The sequence below is a fragment of the Pseudomonas sp. BYT-1 genome, from assembly GCF_023611805.1.
In the GTDB taxonomy this organism is placed as follows: Bacteria; Pseudomonadota; Gammaproteobacteria; order Pseudomonadales; family Pseudomonadaceae; genus Aquipseudomonas; species Aquipseudomonas guariconensis.
Map to the genome: position 1 here is coordinate 3300899 of NZ_CP072559.1, position 19571 is coordinate 3320469.

Here is a 19571-nt window from a genome sequence, read left to right on the forward strand (position 1 = left end):
CGATGCTGAAAGCGCGCCTGTTCTCTCAAGGCATCACCGATGACCAGAGGGTGAACCCGCCCAGCCCGATCGTTGTCGAGTTATAGGTCACACTGATTTGCATCGAGCAGGTGCGTTTGCGGTCAGTGGCTCCCTTTATTTCCCAATAGCCTTTGGACGCCGGCACACTCGAAGACACGCCAGGATTACAGGTCACCGTTGCATCGGACGTCAGACGCTCTATTTTGAGTCCGAGAGGATCGCCCTTGAAGTTCTTGAACCTGAACGACAGCTTTTCTGCTTTGGCGGTTATTTCAAAGGCATTTTCTGTCCACTTAGCTCGTGGTATCACAACGCCCTTCCAGGATATCTCCACTTCATCCGCGATATCAGGCATGTGCACGAAGAACAGATTCGCCTTGATGAAAGAGTCCGGGTAAAGCGAGCAATGGATGTTCGCCATGCCTTGACCACTTTTCGAGGAGGCGCCTGTCAACGCCCAGCTGGTGACACCCGTCGCATTCATGTCCGCCGGCTTGCCTTCGCTTGGCACGGCAGTCACGAGTCCAGTGGTACTGTCAGTGATCTTGAGCGACAGTTTGGCCCCCAGCGTTATGAGCGGGCTGTCTGCAGGATAGGTCGCCTCCGCCCCGCGAGGATTTTTCGCCCCCCGCTTGATGAATACACCTGTGCGTTGGCCGTTACTCACATCGTCTTCGAGCCGGGTAGACAACAGCCCGCACGTTCCAAGCACAAAGGGCGTTTGGAATCGCTCCATCGTCACCGTTACACCGAACACGCCACTGACATCTGTCCCGGTCAATGTCCAGTTCAGTCCTTTGGCGACCGTCGTGGGCTGACCATATCCAGGTACAGCGTTCATATCGGTCTGCTTCAACGTGCCGCCATCGTTGAATGACAGACGGGCGACGAGATCCAACTGGGTGAGCGGGCTGCCAGCTTTGGGCTTCAAGCTGATCGTGCGCCCCACATTGCGTCGGAAGATGGGCGGTTCGCTTATATCGGAGCCTGACAACGTGTAATCCACTTCATCGTCCAAGTGGCTCGACATCAGTACAGCTGTGGACAGCACCCTTGGGGTATCGAAGTCCTCCACCCAGACTTCCAGACCGAACCGTCCACTGGTATCCGACGCCCCAGTCAGTGTCCATTCGTTGCCATCGACCGGTATCGGGCGCGGGACACCGTAATCCGGGTTCGCCACCAGCTTCGATACGGGCAAACTTTGGGCATCACGGAATTGCAGTCGGCTTTTAAGCGCCGTACCTGCGCTCAACGGGCTCGTGTCCTTGGGCTTGAGCGTGACCCGCTGCGGCTGGCCCCGCCAGAAGTACCCCACCTCAGTCGCAGGCGAACCTTCCAACAAAAGATCGAATTCATCCTCCACCTTTTGCGACAGAAGCAGCCAAAGTCCTCGCTTCACAGGCGTCGTGAAGCCTTCCATGTGCAATTGCAGACCAAAGGTGCCGCTGACGTCCGTTCCCGTGACCGTCCATGCCGGATTGGTGTGGCCACTGAATTGGTTGCCATAGTTTGGAACGGACCCTACCTGCTGGCTGCTCAGCGAACCGGAGTCATCGAAGGCGAGCCAATACTTGAGTTTCGACTGGCTTATGGGGCTGTTTTTCTTGGGCTTGAAACTGATCGTTTGCGGCACCTTGCGTCGGAACGTTATCGAATCGGTCTGCGCACTACCGTCGACAGTCATCTCGACTTCGTCGTTCAAGTCCAATGACAACAGCAGAGCATTGCTCAGCTTCAGCGGTGTGGTGAAACCCTCCATATGGACCTGCACGCCGAAAATACCGCTGGCGCTCTGTCCGGTGAGGCTCCAGGCCGGGGCGCTCAAGTCGGTGAAACGCTTGCGATAGTCTGGAACAGCGTGGACATCCGCCTCGGCCAGCGTGCCGCTGACATCGAAATCCAACCAGAATTCGAGGCCCAACTCCTTCAGCGGGCTGCCAGGCCGGATCGCAAAACCGATCTTTTGTGCCATTTCCCGGCGGAATATCGTTGGGCTTACAGGCTCGCCCTCCCCTAGTTTCAGAACGGCCTCATCGTGAAGGTCGGTCGACAGCTGAACACCCAAGAGCGAGAGCGGCACTTTCAGGCCTGCCTCGGCGACTTCCTTGGCGTACAAGCTGAACAGACCACTTATGCCGGTACCGCCTTCGATCGTCCAGCTGATACCGTCCTCGCCCATGCGCTGCGCAACATCAGCCTTCGGCTCAAGGGTGATGCCCAACTTCGACTCATCCGGCCAGCTCAGGGCGATGTCCTTGCCGACAAAATAGCTCTCGGCGCTCGTGGGCTTGAGCGTCAGCGTGTGACGCGTACCCCGGGTCAGGCGCAGGGCCAGGGCCGACAGGTCGGCAATTGGCTTGCCATCGAGCGTGACCTCCACCTGTTTGAGCCAAGGGGACTCGTCGAAGACCGGCAAGGTACGTTCAGCGCTGCTGGTGTGCTGCAGTGCATCCTTGCACTGTGCAGCGAAAATCACCTGGTTCGCCTCACCTGCATCTCCCAGTTCAGGGATATAAGTCAGCGTGGCGTGGCCGTTGGCGTCGGTCTGGCTGACATGCTGCTTACCTCGGTAGGACCAGATGACCTCCTGGCCGACTACAGGCCGATCAGGTGCGAAGGGGTTTTTCACGATGGCAGTCAAAGTGGTGGAGTTTTCGCCAACGACGGGCACGATGAAATCCCAGCGGATCTCTTCGATGATGTGATGGAAATCCCCTATCTGGGCCGCGATGGGGTGTTTCTCCGCCTGCCAGTAGCTGCCCAGCCCCAAAGGGATGTCAGGGGGCAGATCCCCTTCGGCCAACGTGGCATCGGCGGTCAGCCTCCAGCAGGCCCCGTCTGTGCTGGACAGCGGCTGGTAGCGGTCCTCCTCGTCGCCACCACGGTTGAACCCAGGCTCAGCTTCCAGGCCGTACTCGATCGGCAGTTGATCGGTGCCCATCCATAGCAGGCTGGTTTTTTGTGCTTCCCAGGCGTCGCCAGCCGGCACCTTCACCTGCAGGCGGTGAGTGGCGCCGTGACACAGCAGAAACGGTCTTTCAGCCTGGACGATCGGGTCATCGCCAGGACGCTCAACCAAGAGCTGAAGCTCACTCGCGTCGTTGAACATCGGCAGGCGCAAGTGAGAGGTCACTTTTCTGAGATAGAGATAGGGACCCTTATTTTCCGGCGTTTCGAACTGCACGCGCAGCCGGCGAACGCCTTCCGGTATCGCGATGCGGCGCTCGGACAAAACATGCCAGGTGGCATCCGGTTTGGCCGGAATGACCGAAGGCGCTTCATCGATCGGCTGAATCAGCTCCAACGGTTTGCCTTGCATGACGCCTTCATAGAAGTGCCCCTTCCCATCCTCGTCGGCATCGTAGACCCGAAGCCAGCACTCTTCGAATGCAGTGGCATCGTACTCGCAGCCCAGCCAGTACTCAGGGCGTCCCTCGACGGCGGCTTGGACAGGAAGCTCGATGATTTGCCAAAGCTGCTGGTCATAGGTAAGCCCCACGTAAGGCATGCCACTGGAATCTTCATAGTGGGAATATCGGCTGTTGTGGGCTTTCCAGACAGTCGCTTCCGACTCAGCGAACTCGCTGATCGAGCCCAGGGGAAACGAATCGGCCTGGACCAAGTTGTGGCCGCGTGTCGATGAATCAATATTGCCGTTCATTGCAAAGGACATGGTTGCTCCAAGGTGTTGTAGATCTGCCGAATGCCCGGGCAAGGCCCTTCCTTGCCTGGGCGCGGCGGATGAAAATGTCAAAAGTTGCGTAGATGCCTTCGTTTCAGGCCGGCAGTGAGCGCGTGCGTTTCGGGTCCGTTGCCAGCAATTGCTCGACCGCCTCTTCAAACAGCGGCCCGCCATGCAGGGCGTGGTAGCGAACCTCGAGGATGACGTCGCTCAGGCTCGCCAGGGTGTCGGCCTGCTGGGTATGCCGTGGGAACCGCAGGAGCCAGTCCGATACTGCTCCGGTACCCTCGAAGGGCCGGTAGCGGTCGTCAGCCTCTGGATTGCCGACCATCCCGATATCCTGGTTGGCGGACGACAGGCACACCTGTTGCCGCGCGCGCAGGCTCATCATCACGTTACTGCCGTCGCCCTGGTCATCGGCCCGGGTCGCCTTGGGCGTCAGGAACTTCACGCCCTCGATGTCGGGCTTGACCAACAAGCGGCTCTGCGTCTGAGTCAGCGTCGCGCGGATGTTCTGATACGGCCCAAGCAGGGCAGGCATCGACAGCGCCACGCTGTGCAGGCGGCGCAGGTAATGGCCGGGGTAGTCCTCGTTGAACAGCGTCTCGGACAGCGAGAACGCCACTTCGCCATGCTCACTGAGCAGCTCGCCAAGCCGGGCTCCCTCCTCGACGGGGGTACCGTCCTTGGTGGATACCAGGCCTTTGTCGAGCAGCGCCTGCAAGGAAACCGTCTTGTGCACCTCCAGGTGCCGCTCGTTGCGCAGCAGCGCTTCGGATTCCAGGCGGTGCAGGTCCAACCGCAGTTCGTTGCCGGCATTGAGGCCATAGCGGTCCGCCTGCCAGATCGGCGCCCGGACGATGCGCTTGTCGAACTGGCCGGTCTCGAACTGCCAGCATGCCTCGGCGCTGTTGCACAGGCTGACCGCCACGTCGAACAGGGTTGCCTGCAGGGTCGCGGTCTGCGAGCGCAACCAGCGGTACAGCGACACGCTGGTGGACTTGTTCTGGTAGTAGGCATACAGCTGCTGGGTATGGGCCAGCGCCTTGCGGCTATGTGCCAGCGCCTGCTCGGCGGCCAACGTGGCATGCTGTTGAGCGTCCAGCTGCTTGTCTAGGACATGGAGCTCTTTGCCCGCCAGTTTGGCTTGCAGCTGCCATTCTTGGCGGCGGCGGCGGTAGCCTTCGGTTTCACGCAGTAGTTCAGCCGCCGTGACCATCTGCCCGCCCGCTGCCTGCATCCCATGCCCTATCGCCGTCATCGGGGCCTTGTAGCGCATACCACCGTTTGCCAACCCGAACGTGTTGGGCGCCAGTTCCGCCAAGTGGGCTAGCCCGACCACGCCGGTGCCTACGTGCGTCAGGCTGCGACCGATGCCATGCAAGCTCATTGCCGCGTATTCCCCGTCGGAGATGTGATCCTCGTAGAGCTTGGTGTAGTGCGCCTGACGCAGCTCGGTGGCGACCCGTTGCGCCTGCAATACGTCCTGGCTCTTTTGCTGCTGGTGATAGAGCTGCTCCTGGATGCCAATGGTGTAGCTGGCGATCTCCGCCGCCTGCTGGAACTGCAAGGCTTCCAGTTCGGTACGCTCTTCCTGCTCCATCAAGCCACGCAGTTGCTCGCCGAACTGGATCAGCGCCGTGACCACTTCATGGGCCTTTGCGGCGATGGTACGGAAGCGATACGGCGGCACCACGGTGCGATACCCCAGCAGGTGCGACAGGCTGGCATTGCCACCCATCCTTGCCATGAGCAAATCGAACGGATTGGCCGCAGGCGCATACAGTGGCAGCAGCAGCGGTTGACCATCGATCGTCAGATAGTGGCGCAAGTTGTAAAAGCGCTGCTCCAGCAGTTGCCAGGTATCGATCAGGTGCTGATTGACGGGCAGGCGGAAAGCTTCGTGCGCCGCCACGCCGGTCCACACGAACGTAGCCAGGCGCTTGGGCAGGTCCGCCGGGGCACGCACCTGTGCCTGACAGGCCAGCAATTGTCCCCCACGCGATGTGCCGAGCAGTTGCGCCACGGTCTGGGGTTGCCAGGTGTTGATCGCACGCGCATTCGGCGCTTCGCCCATCAAGTCGGCCGCCCTTCGATAGAGCAGCCAGGCGGCGGCCAGGCTGTCACGGGTCGGCTGACGATAATGTAGGTCGGCCTCGCCGATCAGCAGGTGCACGTACTGGTGGAAAATCGCTTTGCGATAATGAGAAGGTGCATGCAACGCAATGGTATGTGGATCGAGCAATTGGTGTTCCAGGCCGGCCGCCGGGGTGTCCTGGGCCATGATCCAGGCGCAGTTCCAGTACTCAAGCCCTGGGTTTTCCGTCGACGGCTGCTTGCGCTGCGGATCGAAGATCAGGCCCAGCCAGCGGCGGGCTTCTTCGTAGCGTTCTTCTTCCTGCAAACGCGAGGCGATCAAGTGCGGAACGTGGAAGAACAGCTCGCGCAAGTACAGACCGTTGGCGTCGTAGGCATCCATTGGCGCATCTTCCTGGCTACGCAACCAACCGCCATAGCCCTTGCTGTTGGCCCCTTCGACGTAGGCCGGCTCGCGCAAGTGCTGGGCGTCCCAGTCGAACACCGCCTCAGACGAGGCCTGGGCGCGATTGATCAAGTCCGGTACATGCTGGGAATTAAGGCGTGCGACCAGGGGCTTGCGTTGCCCTGTTGCGAGCTGACCGATGCTTTCGAACACCAGAAAATCGGTGCCGCTTTCCTGGCGTGCAATGTAGGGCATGGTGGCCTGGCTGATCTCGACCAGAAGGCCCATTGTCAAAGTGAAATCGGTTTGTTTGCTGACACCTTCGTCGGCCCTGGCGCCGGCCGTGAACGGTTTTAGTGTGACCTTAACCGTAGGCCGCTCGACCCCCTCTGGTGTCCAAGCCTCAGTTACCCACGGCGTGGCCGCATTGCCGTTGAGCAGGAAGGTGCCTGTCCAGAGACTGCTCTCACCAATACCGAGCTCCATTTTTGTGCTAGTCGCGGTTTCGGCGTGAACGGTGATGAAGTTGGCAGCGCTTTCCAGGGGTTGTTCGTCGACAGCGTCGATCTGCACGCTGAAACCCGCACCTTGACTCACCCCTTGCGCGTCGTACTCGGCCAGTGCTGCAGGCAGCTCGGCGGACTTCACCTCCTCGGAGTTTTCATACCATCCAAAGAAATTCCTCTTGAAGCTGGTCCCGAGCAGTTTCACCCCCGCCCCTTCTACAGGATGGATCAGCTTCACGACTTGGAACTGAGGCGCCTTGTTCATCATGCAACGGAATTCGACCGTGCCTGCAGGGGTGGTGTGCACCTGGGCGCGCATCCAGACACCCTCTGCGATTTTCAATACACGGGCTACGTACACTGCCACAGGCTTGGGCGTAGTCTTCACTTGCGAGGAGCGGCCACGCAGATGCAATTGATGCTGGCCATCGCCTTGCTCCTCCAACAATGCATCGAGATCAAGGCAGGGATCGCCGCCTGGTGAAGGCATCACGCTTCTGATCGACCACTTGCTGTTGGTCATGCGGCGCTGGAACGACAGGTGGCCGTTCTTGTCTTCGAAATGCTCGAACAGACGATTCAGGGACTCTTTGTCAAAGGCCAGGTGCGGCGCTGCCTCACGTTTGAGCACGTCACGCTGGACATTGAACAACTGTGCGCCCGCCTCCCCGCGTAACGCGACGCACAGCTCATCGTCACTGCCATGCGATCGGGCAACGGCTACCGTCAACAGTCGGTATGGCGTCGTGTCCAGCTCTTTGTTGTTGTCTATCGGGTCGGTTATCACGCTCCAAAGCGTTTCCGGCGTCGTCCACTGGTTGTCAAGCCCCAGGTGCATGACTTCCAGTTTCAGGGTATAGCGCTTGGTTTCCTTGCCGCCCTCAGGCTGCTCCTGCACCGGCTCGCCATGGTGCATCCAGACCAGATGCAACCGGCCGCAGAACAGCACCAGGCGGGCCAGGATCACCTTGGTGCTAGTCGGCATGGAGATCGCGTGCCACTCCGTCCAGGCATCGGGTTGAATGATCGAGGAGGTCTGATCCAGGCGCACGGCGACTTTTCGCCAGTAATAACGCGCGGGCGTCGCCGTATCCTTGCCCAGCAGGTAGTAGTCCGAATTGGCGAAGGTATAGCCGTCGAAGCGCTCGCCATCCTCATGATCACCTCGGTAATCGATGTAGCCGGACTGCACGCGGATGCTGTTCTGGTACTCGTAGTGCTTGAGGTAAGTCAACAACGCGTTCTGCACGTTCGCATCGTTGATCTTGCCTTGCCCCAGATCGTTTTCCAGGGTCTTGAATGGCTCGGTCTTGTCCAGGCGCATCTCGGCGCGGATGTAGTTCTCCGGATAATCCTCCAGCATCTGGTAGGCGGCCCATAGCGAATAGTTCGACATCGCCTGTTGCCAGAAGCGGATCAATTTCGCAGAGAAGTCATGGTCGTAGCCAGGCTCGAGGTTGCCCAATACCGAATTGATGTATGTCTGCGTCGTGGCCAGTGCCTGCGCCAGGTAAGAGGTGGTCACGGCAGAGGTGACCTGCGTGTCCATCATGAAGTACCGATCCAGATGCTCGGCTGTCAACATGTTGAGCGAAGCGGCCTGGGATTGGTCCGGCAGCACGTGGTGGATGACATAGGCACTGAGGGCGTCGCGCCACTGCTCGGCCAGTTTATGGGTCAATGCATTGCTCATGGAGACCTCGGTTGGTGGGGTCGAAGGCGTCGGGCGGCCAAACACCGCCCGTCAGGCAGGGCCAGCTGCCCTGCCTGCTATCGCGCCAAATGAATTAGGGCTATTCCTGCCACCGGAGGCAGGGATGTGGTTGTGCCGGTCCGTCAGGCGGGGGAAGGCTTGACGATGACGTCGATCCAGATCGGTTCCATGGCTTGCTTGTAGGACACGCCAAGTTGCAGGGAGGCTTCCTGGTTCGAGCCGGTAGGCAGGCTCGTGATCTTCCAGTCCATCTGCACCGCCGATGCTTCGAAGGGTTTGGCCTCACCCAGCCTTGGATCGAATTCAAGACCCAGAGAGGACGCGGAAAAACGCCCGGAATACAGCAAGTACAGTTCTGCCTCGAGCAGCGGATGGCCCTCTGGCAGCCGGCAGGACAGGGTGTACTGGGCCTCACCTTCGGTCGGCTGGGTAATGACGACCGGGCCTTCGACCGGTTGTTGCTCGAACAGGATTTCCAGGCCCTGCTCGGGCAGGAATTTCACCGCCTCGAACGGATAAGACCCGTCATCCCCCCAGCTCGCGACCACGGTCCGTTCGCCCACCTGCGTGCTCTTGAGCAAGTAATGGGCCATGCCGTCAGGCCCCGTGAGGCTCGTGACCGCTTCGACTTCACCCTCCTGCACGGTCCAGGTGACCGGATAACGCTCGACCGGCTTGCCATCGTCGCTAAGGATATGAAGCGCGTACTCGGCTGCACTGATACCGTTGGCGATTGGCCATTTCCCGCTGGTCGAGGCTTTCGCGCACGTGGCATTGGACAGTACCTCGAAGCTGAGCGTCTCGGTGTAATAGTCGTCCTCGGTGTCACCAGACTTGCTGAGCATGACGGTGACCTCAACCAGGCCAGCAGCCTTGGCACTCAACACCGCCTTGGCCTGCCCATTCGCGTCGCTCAGCTCTTCCTGGCTGACCAACTCGGCGCCGGCGCAGGCCCACTTCAGTGCCTGGTCGGGATACGGGTTGCCATCGAGCCCCAGAATCGTCGCGCTGATGCGGATGTCATCACCGACGACCGCCCAAGAGGTGAGCGCCAGTGAACCGACATAGGGCAGGTCATCGAAGACAACCTCGAATTTCTGGACGTTTTCAGGATTGCCTGCGTACCAAAGAGCCACGATGCCTTTACCCGCCTGCATGCTGCGCAGCGAGATCCTGCTGATGCCTTCGCTGTCGGTCAGTGTCTCGCCCGAACTGTCGATGAACTCGCCGATGCTGCTGGTCCAGTTCACCAGGCGATCGACACCTTGGTTACCCAGGCCATCCAATAATTGAACCTGTAAGTTGAAGCGGCCCCTGTTGCCCGCCAGCACCGGCTTTTTGGGTACCGTGGTTTCATGGAGCCACAATGATTCATGACAATCGATGACCACCGGCGGGGCGAAGGCCTTGCTGTCGAGCAAATAGGTGGCCTGAACATGCGCAACCCCGATCTGTTGTCCGGCCTGCAGGCGCACCGTCGCGATACCCTGCTCATCGGTGTAGCTGTAATGGTCGAGCAGGCTTCCCAAATCGGTGGACCATCTGACCCGAATGTCGGACACCGGCTGGTTGTTCATGTCCAGCAGCGTCAGGCTCACAGCGGTTTCCTCATTCGTCTTCCTGGCAACCAGCCGTGGATTGCTGACCAGGCAACGCGTGGACAAGCTCTGACGCAGCTCAACCTCGTCGCGGCGCTGTTCGGGCGCCTGGCGCAGACTGCTCAGGACTTCGTGTGCGGCGCTGCGGTAAGCCTGGGTGTCAGAGTGACCGCTGAGGCGACTGAGCTTCATCAGGGAGCCGGCGCTCAGACCGGTTTTTTCGCACAGCTGGCGGGTATCGACCAAGGCGCACAGCTGCGCCAGGTTGCGAATGATGCCGTCAGAGGTCACCTGGGCCGCCACATCGAGTACCTCGCGGATGCCCCAGCCCAGCCAGGCGGCGATCTTCTCGGCCGCGGCGTCCTTGATCAGGCGGTGCTCGTTGTGGCTCAGCTCACCCAGCGACTCGATCAGGTCGAAATAGCCCAGCAACTGTTCTTCGGACTGCTTGGCCTGGCGCAGGCACCGCGAGTAGCGCTCCAGAAAGTACAAGGTCTGCAGAGTCAGCTCAGTGCTCTTGATGCTCCAGCGCGGGCGCTGGGCGCGCACCAGCAGGCTGGAGAACATCGCTGGGCTCAGGGCGAACTGGTTGACGACCCGGGCACAGCGTTGCATGCGTTGCATCAGGGGCATCATGGCTTTGAGGGCTTCGGACTGAAGCTGATCCGGCTCGAAGTTCGTCGCGCTTTCAAGCAACGTATGCGCTTTACCTCCAGCCCAGTAGATAACCGGGATCACGCTGTCGGCCTTGAGCGACAAGAAGTGCGACAGGCGCTCCTGGACAACGCCCCACTGCTGCGAACGAATCCGCAACACGACGCCAAGAATCAGGGTCTTCAAGCGTTCGGCTTCATCGGCCGTGAGCAGAGGCAGTTCGCTGTCCTCGCTTTGCGTTTGCCCCTCGCCTTTGCCTTCTTCAGGTGGCACACGCATCAGTCGCTCGATCACCACTTCGATTTCCCGTGCGGCGAAGTGCTCGTAATAGACAGGATCGAAGTCTTCTTCGGAATGGCCGGTATCGGTGATCAGGCCCTGGGCGTCGACAATCTGCGTGAGATTCTGCATCCAGCTCTGGGTTCTCAGAGGTGTTACGCCAGCTTCGGCGAGCAGACGGTCGAAGTCCTGGAACGGCACCAGATGACTCTTGAGCTCGCCCAGTAGCGTGCGGTACTCCTCGGGCACCACATCGGTGGTCTCGACCGGTAGCAGTTGTTGCACCAGCCAGGCGATGGGCAGTTGCTGCGTCTGGCACCACGCCACACAACGGCTCAGGGCATGGATGACGCTCAGGGTGTCGGTCTGGATGTAGCTGTTGTACATCGCGTTCTGCGGGGCACCGGCCAGCTGCAGGGCGTACTGGCCCTCAGGGCTCAGTACTTCGAGCAACGACAACAATTCGATGGTAGTGATCGACAGCAACCGGGCCAGCAAGGTGATGCGGTAGAACGCGCTGACCGTCGGCAAGGTGCGTGCGAGAGTCGACTGGCTTTGCCCCTGCATGACCAGGCGCGACAGGTAGCGGAAGGTCTCCATGTTGATCCCCAGCCCTTGGCACAGCTGATCGACCGTGCGTTTGCTCTGGACATCCTCGCTGCCCAGGCTGAATGGCGCATCATCGAGCACCAGCGGCGTGGTCGTCTCTGCATTGAACACCCGATCGAAATGGCTGAGGGTATCGCCACTTGCAAAAATGGACATGTCCGACAGCAGGGCGGAAAAGTCTTCGGCGCCGCACGAGAAGCGCTCACGTAGAAACTGGAACACACCCAGCGCCCGGATCGTATTGGCGGTCATCCACAACGGCGCCTCACTGGCAGTCTCTTGGCTGACAGCGGCACGCCGCTCCGCCTCGATGGCTGCGCAGACGATCTGGTCCGTTTCGGCGTAGGAGAGCTTGAGCGCCGTGGCCAGGCGCACCAGGCGATTGATCCGGTCGCAGCGGTCTTCGGTCAGGTGCTGGAAATGGTGCAGCGTAGGTTCGTCGTTATCGCTGGCCACCGACACCGGGGTATCGCTGCCGCTGTTGATGAAACGCGCGCCGAACTGCACGGGCGATGCAGGAGCACGAGAGGCCTCGACGACTACGTTATCGGAGCGAACCGGTGCGTAAGCGGCCAGGGCGAACAACGACTCCATTTCATCCTGGCTCATGTGCAGGGCCTGGCAGAAGGTCACCACGTTCTGCAGCGTCGGGTAGGCCTGGACACCAAAGTTATCCTTGAAAAAACTCACGCTGTTGCTCGCCACTTGTTCGGCGCGCCATGCCCCAGACGTGTGCGGCGGAGCCAGCAGTCGCCGGGTCTGGGGGTTGAAACGCACCTCACCGCCCGTGCCGAAGTAGGGTGCCTCGAGCAGGATCGCGCGCAAGGCCGGGCCAAGGCCTGCATCCTGTTGCAGAGCGACGTCCGACCACTGGGAGTGGGCTCCGGGCTGGATGAAATAAGGCGCATCGATGTCGGACAAGCGCGAAATGTCACTCACCGACAGCTCATGATGGGCCAGCACCGTGCGGATCTGTTCCCAGTAGTGCTCATAGGGAAACTGCTTGAGCGGATAGCGCACCTGAAGGAGTTTGTCCTGCGTGGCGGTGGTGTCGTCGGCCAGTTTTCGCTGGCGCTCGATGGCGCTTTCCATCACATGGTTGACCACCTCGACCTGGGTCACCGTGCGATTCATGGTGTCTTCATCGAGCGAAAGGTCGTACAGATCAGGACGCCGCGTTTTCAACGTCACGGCTTTGAGCACATTCCCCTCCGGCTCCAGCTCCTTCTCCACGAAAGTCAGCAGGTCGATCAGGTAGGCCGCCGGCGAGGTAGTGGCATCCACCGCTTGCGGATGGGTGTGGTTGCCCCAGGACGGCGAGAACTGATTCTCGAACGTCGGGCCATTGCTCTGTGCTAGTGGGCCCTTGAGCTCGTCCGCTGCCCGGCGTGTCGCGGCGCTCAGACGGTTTTCCCGAAATACGCGCATCATCGCTGCCGTGGCCACGTCCAGGCGATCCTTGAGTCGCTGGGCTTGCTTCATACGCAAACCGCAAAAGCGCTGGACCAAGGCGGCAGGAGGTTTGCCCTGCAGGTCCAGGACTGTGTCCTGGGCCACTGCATGGGTACTTAAAGCGCTTTTGATGCCGGGTTCGGTTTCGAGGATTTGGTCAAGCAGGTTGGGTTCATGATCACTGTGGTCAGACATCTAGGGCTCCCTTGGCATACGAGCGATCCATCCCGATCTGGCCGTCTGACGGCACTGCCGGGCGTTTCGATGGATGCTATTCCTGCTGCCTTGGCGCCTGAACTCGCAGATCTGTAGGGCGTCTACCAGTTGACCTATGGGAAAAGTTGCCTCAAGCCCCTTCCCCAGAGCGTGCGCTCATCCCCTCCTCGTTCAAGTACGTGCGCAGGTGTTCGATGAACACCGCGATCTTGCGCGTCGCCCGCCGGGTACTCGGGTACACCGCCTGCAACTGCGCGCCCAGGGCTTTGCGATCGAACGCATAGTCGCCGAGAAACGCCTGCAGCCGCCCCGCGTGCAAATACGGCAGCACGCTCCAGTACGGGCAGGCAATCACTCCTTGCCCGGCCAGGCAGGCCTCGAGCAACAGCTCCAGGTTGTCGCTGCCCAGCCGCCCTTTGCGCTTGATGGCATGGCGCTCGCCATCCTTTTCCAGCACCCAGGAATCGCCCAATGCCGGGTGCCGATAGACCAGGCACTCGTGCGTGGCCAACTGCATCGGGTGCATTGGCGTGCCGTGACGGCGCAGGTACTCAGGGCTTGCGCACAGCACCACTCGGCTCTCGCCGATGGGCTGGGCGATCAGGCCCGGCAGATCACTCTGGCCCAGGCGCAAGGCCATGTCGTAGTGGCCGTCGAGCAGGTCGATGTACTGGTCGCTCAGGTCCACCTGCAAGGACATCTGCGGATGCGCCTGCAAAAAGCGCGCGCAGGCGGCGTTGAGAAATGGCCGGCCAAACGACAGCGGCCCGGTGACGCGCAGCGTGCCTTTGAGGCTGTGCTGCAACTGGGCGATTTCCTCTTCGGTTTCGCGCATGCGCTCGAGGATGTCCCGGGCGTTTTCCAGGTACAAAAGGCCGGCCTCGGTCAACGCCATGCTGCGCGTGGTGCGCTCGAACAACCGCGCTCCGACCTCTGCCTCCAGGCGGCGGATCGACTTGGCCACCGCCGAGGGTGTCATGTCCCGCTGCTCGGCGGCCCGGCTGAAACTGCCGTACTCGGCACTGGCAACGAACAGTTGCAGGCTGAGGAACTTGTCCATGATCTAGTCCAGAAATTCCCAAGTGTTATGCCAGGCGATAACTAACTCGCCACAGCGAAGGCCTTTAACCTGTGCCGCAAGCCAAAGGTGACGGGAAAGACTGCCACAGCGCACCGCGCCAGCAAAGCCACCCTGGCTCCGGCACTTTGAACTCCTGGGCCGCAAAGCCCGGCACTGCCCCGCCGACAACAACAAGAACAAAGGACACCCTCGATGCATCGCACCCTCTCGCCCGCCCGGGCGTTGCTTCTCTGTGGACTCGCCGCTAGCCAGCACGGTTGGGCCGGCCAGCGTTTCGACCTCGATGGCTTGCAGGGCGAGCTCACCATCGGTGCTGGCGCCGCCAACATCGTGAGCCGCGGCGTGAACTTCGGCGCCGGACGCATGGACCTGCGCGACGCCAGTAACGGCGGCACCCGCGTGGACTGGCAAGAGCTCTACATCAAGCCGGGAGTCACCCTCGGCTATGCGTTGGCGCCGGATGTGGAAGTGCTTGGCGGTGCGTCGGTGATCGGCGCCACCACCCAGGGCGACGGCGATGCCGGTGGCTACACCCGCAGCGCCGATGGCCGCTTCGCCCTCGAAGAGGCCTACGGCGGACTGCGCGTAGGCGACTGGCGCCTGACCGCAGGCCGGCAGAACTTCATGGTCGGCACGGGGTTCATCGTCGCCGACGGCAACCTCGACATGTTCGATGACGGCGCCTACTGGCTCGCCCCGCGCACCGCGTTTCGCGACTCGGCGCTGCTCGGCTATACCCACGACGTGCTCCAGGCCCAGGTCTTCAGCCTGCGCAGCGACAATCACCAAGGCGACTTTCGCCTCAACGGCATCAACCTCGATTACCGCCTGGCCGACCGCGTCACCCTCGGTGCCATGGTCATGGCGGTCGACTCCCTGGCCGGCCATGGCGAGAACCTGACTGCCCGCGATGGCATGCAGGTTTTCAATCTGCGTGCCCTGAACGGCCAGCTGCCAAGCCTGGATGCCCTGACCCTGCACGGTGAGTACGCCGCGCAACGCGGCAGCGGCGAAGGCATGCACTACCACGCCGACGCTTGGTACGCCCAGGCCGACTACCGGTTCGCGCACCTGCCGCTTACGCCGATCCTCAGCTATCGCCATGCGCGCTTCTCCGGTGACGACGCCCCCGGCGACCGCACCCAGAAAAGCTGGGACCCGCTGAGCAAGGGCTTCATCGACTGGAGCACCTGGTTGATCGGCGACGTGGTCGGCAACTACTTGCTGTTCAACAGCAACGAGCGGGTCAGCCAGTGGACCCTCAAGACCCACCTGAGCGATACCGTGACGCTGGGCGGCATCCATTACCAGTTCTCGCTGGACGAAAAGCACTTCAACGGCATGCCCGTGGACGATCGCCGCTTCGCCGACGAGAACGTGGTCTTTCTCGACTGGAACCCCACGCCCCACCTGCACACCTCGCTGGCCTACAACTGGGTCAAACCCCAGGGCGCAGCCAAGCAGGCGTTGGGCGACGACACCTTCCGCGCCCTGGAAATGTATTTCACCTACCTCTACTGAGGACCTGCCATGCAGACCGCCGAACTGATCATCACCCACGCCGACATCCGTACCCAGGATCCGCACCTGCCCAGGGCCGAGGCCATCGCCGTGCGCGACGGCCGCATCCTGGCCGTGGGCGACAACGCCACCATCGAACGCCTGGCCGATGCCGCCACCCGGCGCATCCATGCCCAAGGCAAGCTGATGCTGCCGGGGCTGCAGGATACCCACGTGCATTTCCAGCTCAGCAGCGCCGACCTCTACCACAACGCGGCGCTGTACGACGCCACCAGCGTCGAGGACCTGCTGGCGATCATCCGCGACTTCGCCCAGGCCAACCCGGACAAACCCTGGATCCGTGGTGTGGGCTTTTCTTCGGCGCGCTTCACCCCCGAGCAATTGACCAAAGAGCGGCTCGACAGCGTCACCGACGGCCGCCCGGCGCTGATGTTCGCCAGCGACTACCACAACGGTTGGGCCAACAGCGCCGCCTTCGCAGCGGCCGGCGTACGACCCGGCAGTCCGGAGCCGGACAACGGCAGCTACCTGCGCCTGGCCGATGGCACCCCCAAAGGTTGGCTGGTCGAAGACGCCATCTGGGCCATGGGCCGCATTGCCCCAGGCTACAGCGAGGCGGACTACCTCCAAGCCATGGCCCACTACAGCAAGGTATTCAACAGCCGCGGTATCACCGGCGTGCTCGATGCGATGGTCAGCCGCAACTACATGAAGAACTACCAGGCGTGCCTTGAGCGCGGTGACCTCACCCTGCGCGTGCGCGCCACCGCCAAGGTGTTCGCCCACAAACCGCTGGATGAGCAATTGCGCGAGCTGATCGACCTGCGCAACACCTATCAGGGCGAGCGCGTGTCGCTGCATTCGGCCAAGTTCTTCCTTGATGGCGTGCTGGAGAACGGCACCGCCGTGTTGCTCGAACCGCGTTGCGACACGGGCGGCAATGCCGAACTGATGTTCACCCAGGCGCAGATCAACGAGTGCTTCGCCGCCTTCGACCGCGAGCGCTTCCAGTTGCACGTGCACAGCATCGGCGATGGCGCCACCCGTGCGGCCATCGACGGTATCGAACATGCCCGGCGCCAGAATGGCCCGTGGGACGCGCGCCACCAGATCGCCCACCTACAAGTGGTGCATCCGGCGGACATCCCACGCTTTCGCGAACTGGGCATCCTGGCCAACTACCAGACCCTCTGGGCACAACCGAACCCCGACGCCGACCCGCTGGTCGATGCCATGCTTGGCGAGGCCCGTGCGCAATGGACCTACCCGATCGGCGAGTTCATCCGCCAGGGCGTGACCTGCATGGTCAGTAGCGACTGGGGCGTGACCACATTCGACCCGTTCCAGATCATCCAGTGCGCGGTCACCCGCCAGAACCCTGCCCACGGCCCCGACAGTCCGGCGCACACACCGCAGCACCGGATCAGCATCGACGAGGCGATCCGTGGCTACACCCTCAACGCCGCCCATGCCGCCTGGCGCGATGACAGCACCGGCAGCTTGAGCGTGGGTAAGTACGCCGACCTGATCCTGCTCGACCGCGACCTGTACAGCATCGCGCCCCATGAGATCGGCGCCACCGAGGTCCTGCTCACCCTCCTGGAAGGCCAGGAAGTCCACCGCCACGCAGGCTTCGTCGGCTGACCCGCACCTGCGCCGCCCCCTCCAACAACGACAAGAACCGGAGCTCACCATGGGCCTTGCCACCGAGAAACCTGTGAGCCTTGAGGGCGGCGCGACACTGCGGCGCACCCTGGGCATGAAAGACCTGCTCGCCTACGGGCTGGCCTACATTGCGCCGATGGCGCCTCTGACCACCTTCGGCTTCGTCTGGGAGGCCTCGGGCGGGCTGATCGCCCTGGCCTACCTGCTCGGCGCCCTGTGCATGTACTTCACCGCCCAGAGCTACGCCACCATGTCGGCCGAAGTGCCCTGCTCAGGCTCGGTCTACGGCTTTGCCCGGCACAGCCTGGGCGAGTTGCCGGGGTTCATCGCCGGCTGGCTGATTCTGCTCGATTACCTGCTGATTCCGGCGCTGGTGTTCCTGGTCATGGCGGTCGGCCTGCAAACGCTGGTGCCGGGCCTGGACCGCGCCAGTTGCCTGGTGGGCCTGGTGGTGGTTTCGCTGGCGGTGAACTGGTTCGGCGTATCGGTGACCACCCGCATCAGCCTGGTCTCGGTGGTCGTGCAGTTCGCGGTCATGCTGGGGCTGATCATGCTCGCGGTAAATGCTTTGGCCGACGGCAAAGGCGCCGGTGCGCTGACCTTGGCGCCGCTGTATGACGCCAACCAGCTCGAGTTGGGCAAGGTGTTCGCGGCCACCTCGATTTGCGTGCTGTCGTTCCTGGGCTTCGACGCCATTTCGACCCTTTCGGAGGAGGTCAAGGGTGGCGACCGGCGCCTGGTCGGGCGGGCCATTCTGGCGGTATTGCTGATCTGCGCGGTGCTGTTCGTCCTCAGCACCTGGGTGCTGGGCAACCTGATGCCGGGGTTGCGCATCGCGGATGCCTCCGGTGCGATCTATCAACTGCTGGCCGTGCAGATCAGCCCCTTCAGCGCCGTGGCGGTGGCTTGGCTGATCGCCTTGATGTGTGGGTTCACCAATGTGTTGCCGATGCAGGTGGGTGTGTCCCGGGTGTTGTTCGCCATGGGCCGCGATCGCCAGTTGCCGGGGTTGTTCGCCCGTCTGCACCGGCGCCATGGCACGCCTCACGTGGCGCTGCTGTTGTCGACCGCACTGTCGCTGGTGATCGCCATCGTGATGTGCGAGCGGATCGACAGTCTGGCGTCGTTCGTCAACTTCGGTGCGCTCTGTGCATTCGTGCTGCTGCACCTTTCGGTGCTGGTGAAACTGGGCATCCAAGGCCGTAGCCGGCGGTGGTTCGCCCACTGGCTGGTGCCCGTGGTGGGGATCGCCGTTGTACTGACGGTAATAGGTGGGATGAGCGCCGCGACCTTGGCGTTCGGGAGCCTATGGCTGGCACTGGGCCTGGGCTACGGCCTCTACCTGCGTGGTCAAGGGCGCATGGCGCTACAGGTGTGACAGACAGGCGCGGCCAATGGAACTCCTGAGCACCGCCACCGCTCTTAACAACATGCAGTAAATCCCTTGGGCTTCACCTGGAGGTCTTGCCATGCGCCGTCTACTGCTCGTTCCTTCGTTCTTGCTCCTGCTCCCGGCAGGGGCTGCCCTGGCTGGTGTGGATGCGGGCGATGTCGCCACATCTGCGGGGGTCTCCGCCTCGCTGTACTCGACCTTCAAGGACGACAAACGGATCATCCCGGCCCGCGATGAGCTGTCGGCCTTCGTGGCCAGCGGCGGCGTCATTCGCGGTGCCTATGTGGAATCGGCGCTGGAGCAGGCCCGCAAGGACAACCCTGGGTTGCAGGCCAGTGACGAGGAACTGGCCAATGCGCTGCTTTCCCAGGATGATCCCTTGACTGATAACTGACGTCGACCTGCGTTCACTCGACGCTGCGTCAAACCAAGGGCCGCATTCCTGCGGCCCTTTTCGTTGAAGATGCGCAACACAACAATCCCGTTATTCAAGACCTCCATGCGATTCCCCCTACAGATCCGCTCTTTTCGTTTTCGTAAATTCTGCCCCTGAAAGCCTCCTGACGCTGTTAGAAACTCGCAAATACTGCATTTCCAATCCATTGCGTTTGGCGGCCTCGTAACATCTATCGAAAAGATGGAAGTTGCTTTCAACCGCTTCGCCTTGGTGTTGGTTATTTCCTCTTTGTCACTTT

General features: G+C 61.6%; 8 protein-coding genes. 4 read left to right on the forward strand and 4 right to left on the reverse strand.

Annotated features, from left to right (window positions below; all coding sequences use genetic code 11):
- Positions 1 to 25 precede the first annotated feature (25 nt).
- The 4 genes from J5X93_RS15405 to J5X93_RS15420 form a co-directional block, all read right to left on the reverse strand.
- Positions 26 to 3697, reverse strand: coding sequence for an Ig-like domain-containing protein (locus J5X93_RS15405; protein ID WP_182942985.1), 3672 nt, complete (start codon positions 3695 to 3697; stop codon positions 26 to 28).
- 103 nt (positions 3698 to 3800) lie between these two features.
- Positions 3801 to 8387, reverse strand: coding sequence for a Tc toxin subunit A-related protein (locus J5X93_RS15410; RefSeq protein ID WP_182942983.1), 4587 nt, complete (start codon positions 8385 to 8387; stop codon positions 3801 to 3803).
- Between the two features lie 143 nt (positions 8388 to 8530).
- Positions 8531 to 13195 carry an Ig-like domain-containing protein gene (locus tag J5X93_RS15415; protein ID WP_182942981.1) on the reverse strand — a complete coding sequence of 1555 codons (4665 nt, stop codon included), beginning with the start codon at positions 13193 to 13195 and terminating at the stop codon, positions 8531 to 8533.
- A 151-nt stretch (positions 13196 to 13346) separates the two neighbouring features.
- Positions 13347 to 14276: a LysR family transcriptional regulator gene (locus tag J5X93_RS15420; protein ID WP_182942979.1), complete on the reverse strand. Its 930-nt coding sequence runs from the start codon at positions 14274 to 14276 to the stop codon at positions 13347 to 13349.
- 213 nt (positions 14277 to 14489) lie between these two features.
- Between J5X93_RS15420 and J5X93_RS15425 the strand changes: the two genes are divergently transcribed.
- From J5X93_RS15425 to J5X93_RS15440, 4 genes are all read left to right on the forward strand, one after another.
- Positions 14490 to 15818 (forward strand): hypothetical protein, encoded by a 1329-nt coding sequence (locus J5X93_RS15425; RefSeq protein WP_182942977.1) that lies wholly within the window; start codon positions 14490 to 14492, stop codon positions 15816 to 15818.
- A 9-nt stretch (positions 15819 to 15827) separates the two neighbouring features.
- Positions 15828 to 17462, forward strand: coding sequence for an amidohydrolase (locus tag J5X93_RS15430; RefSeq protein WP_182815318.1), 1635 nt, complete (start codon positions 15828 to 15830; stop codon positions 17460 to 17462).
- Between the two features lie 49 nt (positions 17463 to 17511).
- Positions 17512 to 18861 carry an APC family permease gene (locus J5X93_RS15435; RefSeq protein ID WP_090346378.1) on the forward strand — a complete coding sequence of 450 codons (1350 nt, stop codon included), beginning with the start codon at positions 17512 to 17514 and terminating at the stop codon, positions 18859 to 18861.
- 91 nt (positions 18862 to 18952) lie between these two features.
- Positions 18953 to 19270 carry a DUF2388 domain-containing protein gene (locus tag J5X93_RS15440; protein WP_043215867.1) on the forward strand — a complete coding sequence of 106 codons (318 nt, stop codon included), beginning with the start codon at positions 18953 to 18955 and terminating at the stop codon, positions 19268 to 19270.
- Positions 19271 to 19571 lie beyond the last annotated feature (301 nt).

What these genes read in the sequence shown, in the direction of transcription:
- J5X93_RS15405 (WP_182942985.1), bottom strand. Translation starts at nt 3,697, where the DNA reads ATGTCCTTTGCAATGAACGGCAATATTGATTCATCGACACGCGGCCAC.
- J5X93_RS15410 (WP_182942983.1), bottom strand. Translation starts at nt 8,387, where the DNA reads ATGAGCAATGCATTGACCCATAAACTGGCCGAGCAGTGGCGCGACGCC.
- J5X93_RS15415 (WP_182942981.1), bottom strand. Translation starts at nt 13,195, where the DNA reads ATGTCTGACCACAGTGATCATGAACCCAACCTGCTTGACCAAATCCTC.
- J5X93_RS15420 (WP_182942979.1), bottom strand. Translation starts at nt 14,276, where the DNA reads ATGGACAAGTTCCTCAGCCTGCAACTGTTCGTTGCCAGTGCCGAGTAC.
- J5X93_RS15425 (WP_182942977.1), top strand. Translation starts at nt 14,490, where the DNA reads ATGCATCGCACCCTCTCGCCCGCCCGGGCGTTGCTTCTCTGTGGACTC.
- J5X93_RS15430 (WP_182815318.1), top strand. Translation starts at nt 15,828, where the DNA reads ATGCAGACCGCCGAACTGATCATCACCCACGCCGACATCCGTACCCAG.
- J5X93_RS15435 (WP_090346378.1), top strand. Translation starts at nt 17,512, where the DNA reads ATGGGCCTTGCCACCGAGAAACCTGTGAGCCTTGAGGGCGGCGCGACA.
- J5X93_RS15440 (WP_043215867.1), top strand. Translation starts at nt 18,953, where the DNA reads ATGCGCCGTCTACTGCTCGTTCCTTCGTTCTTGCTCCTGCTCCCGGCA.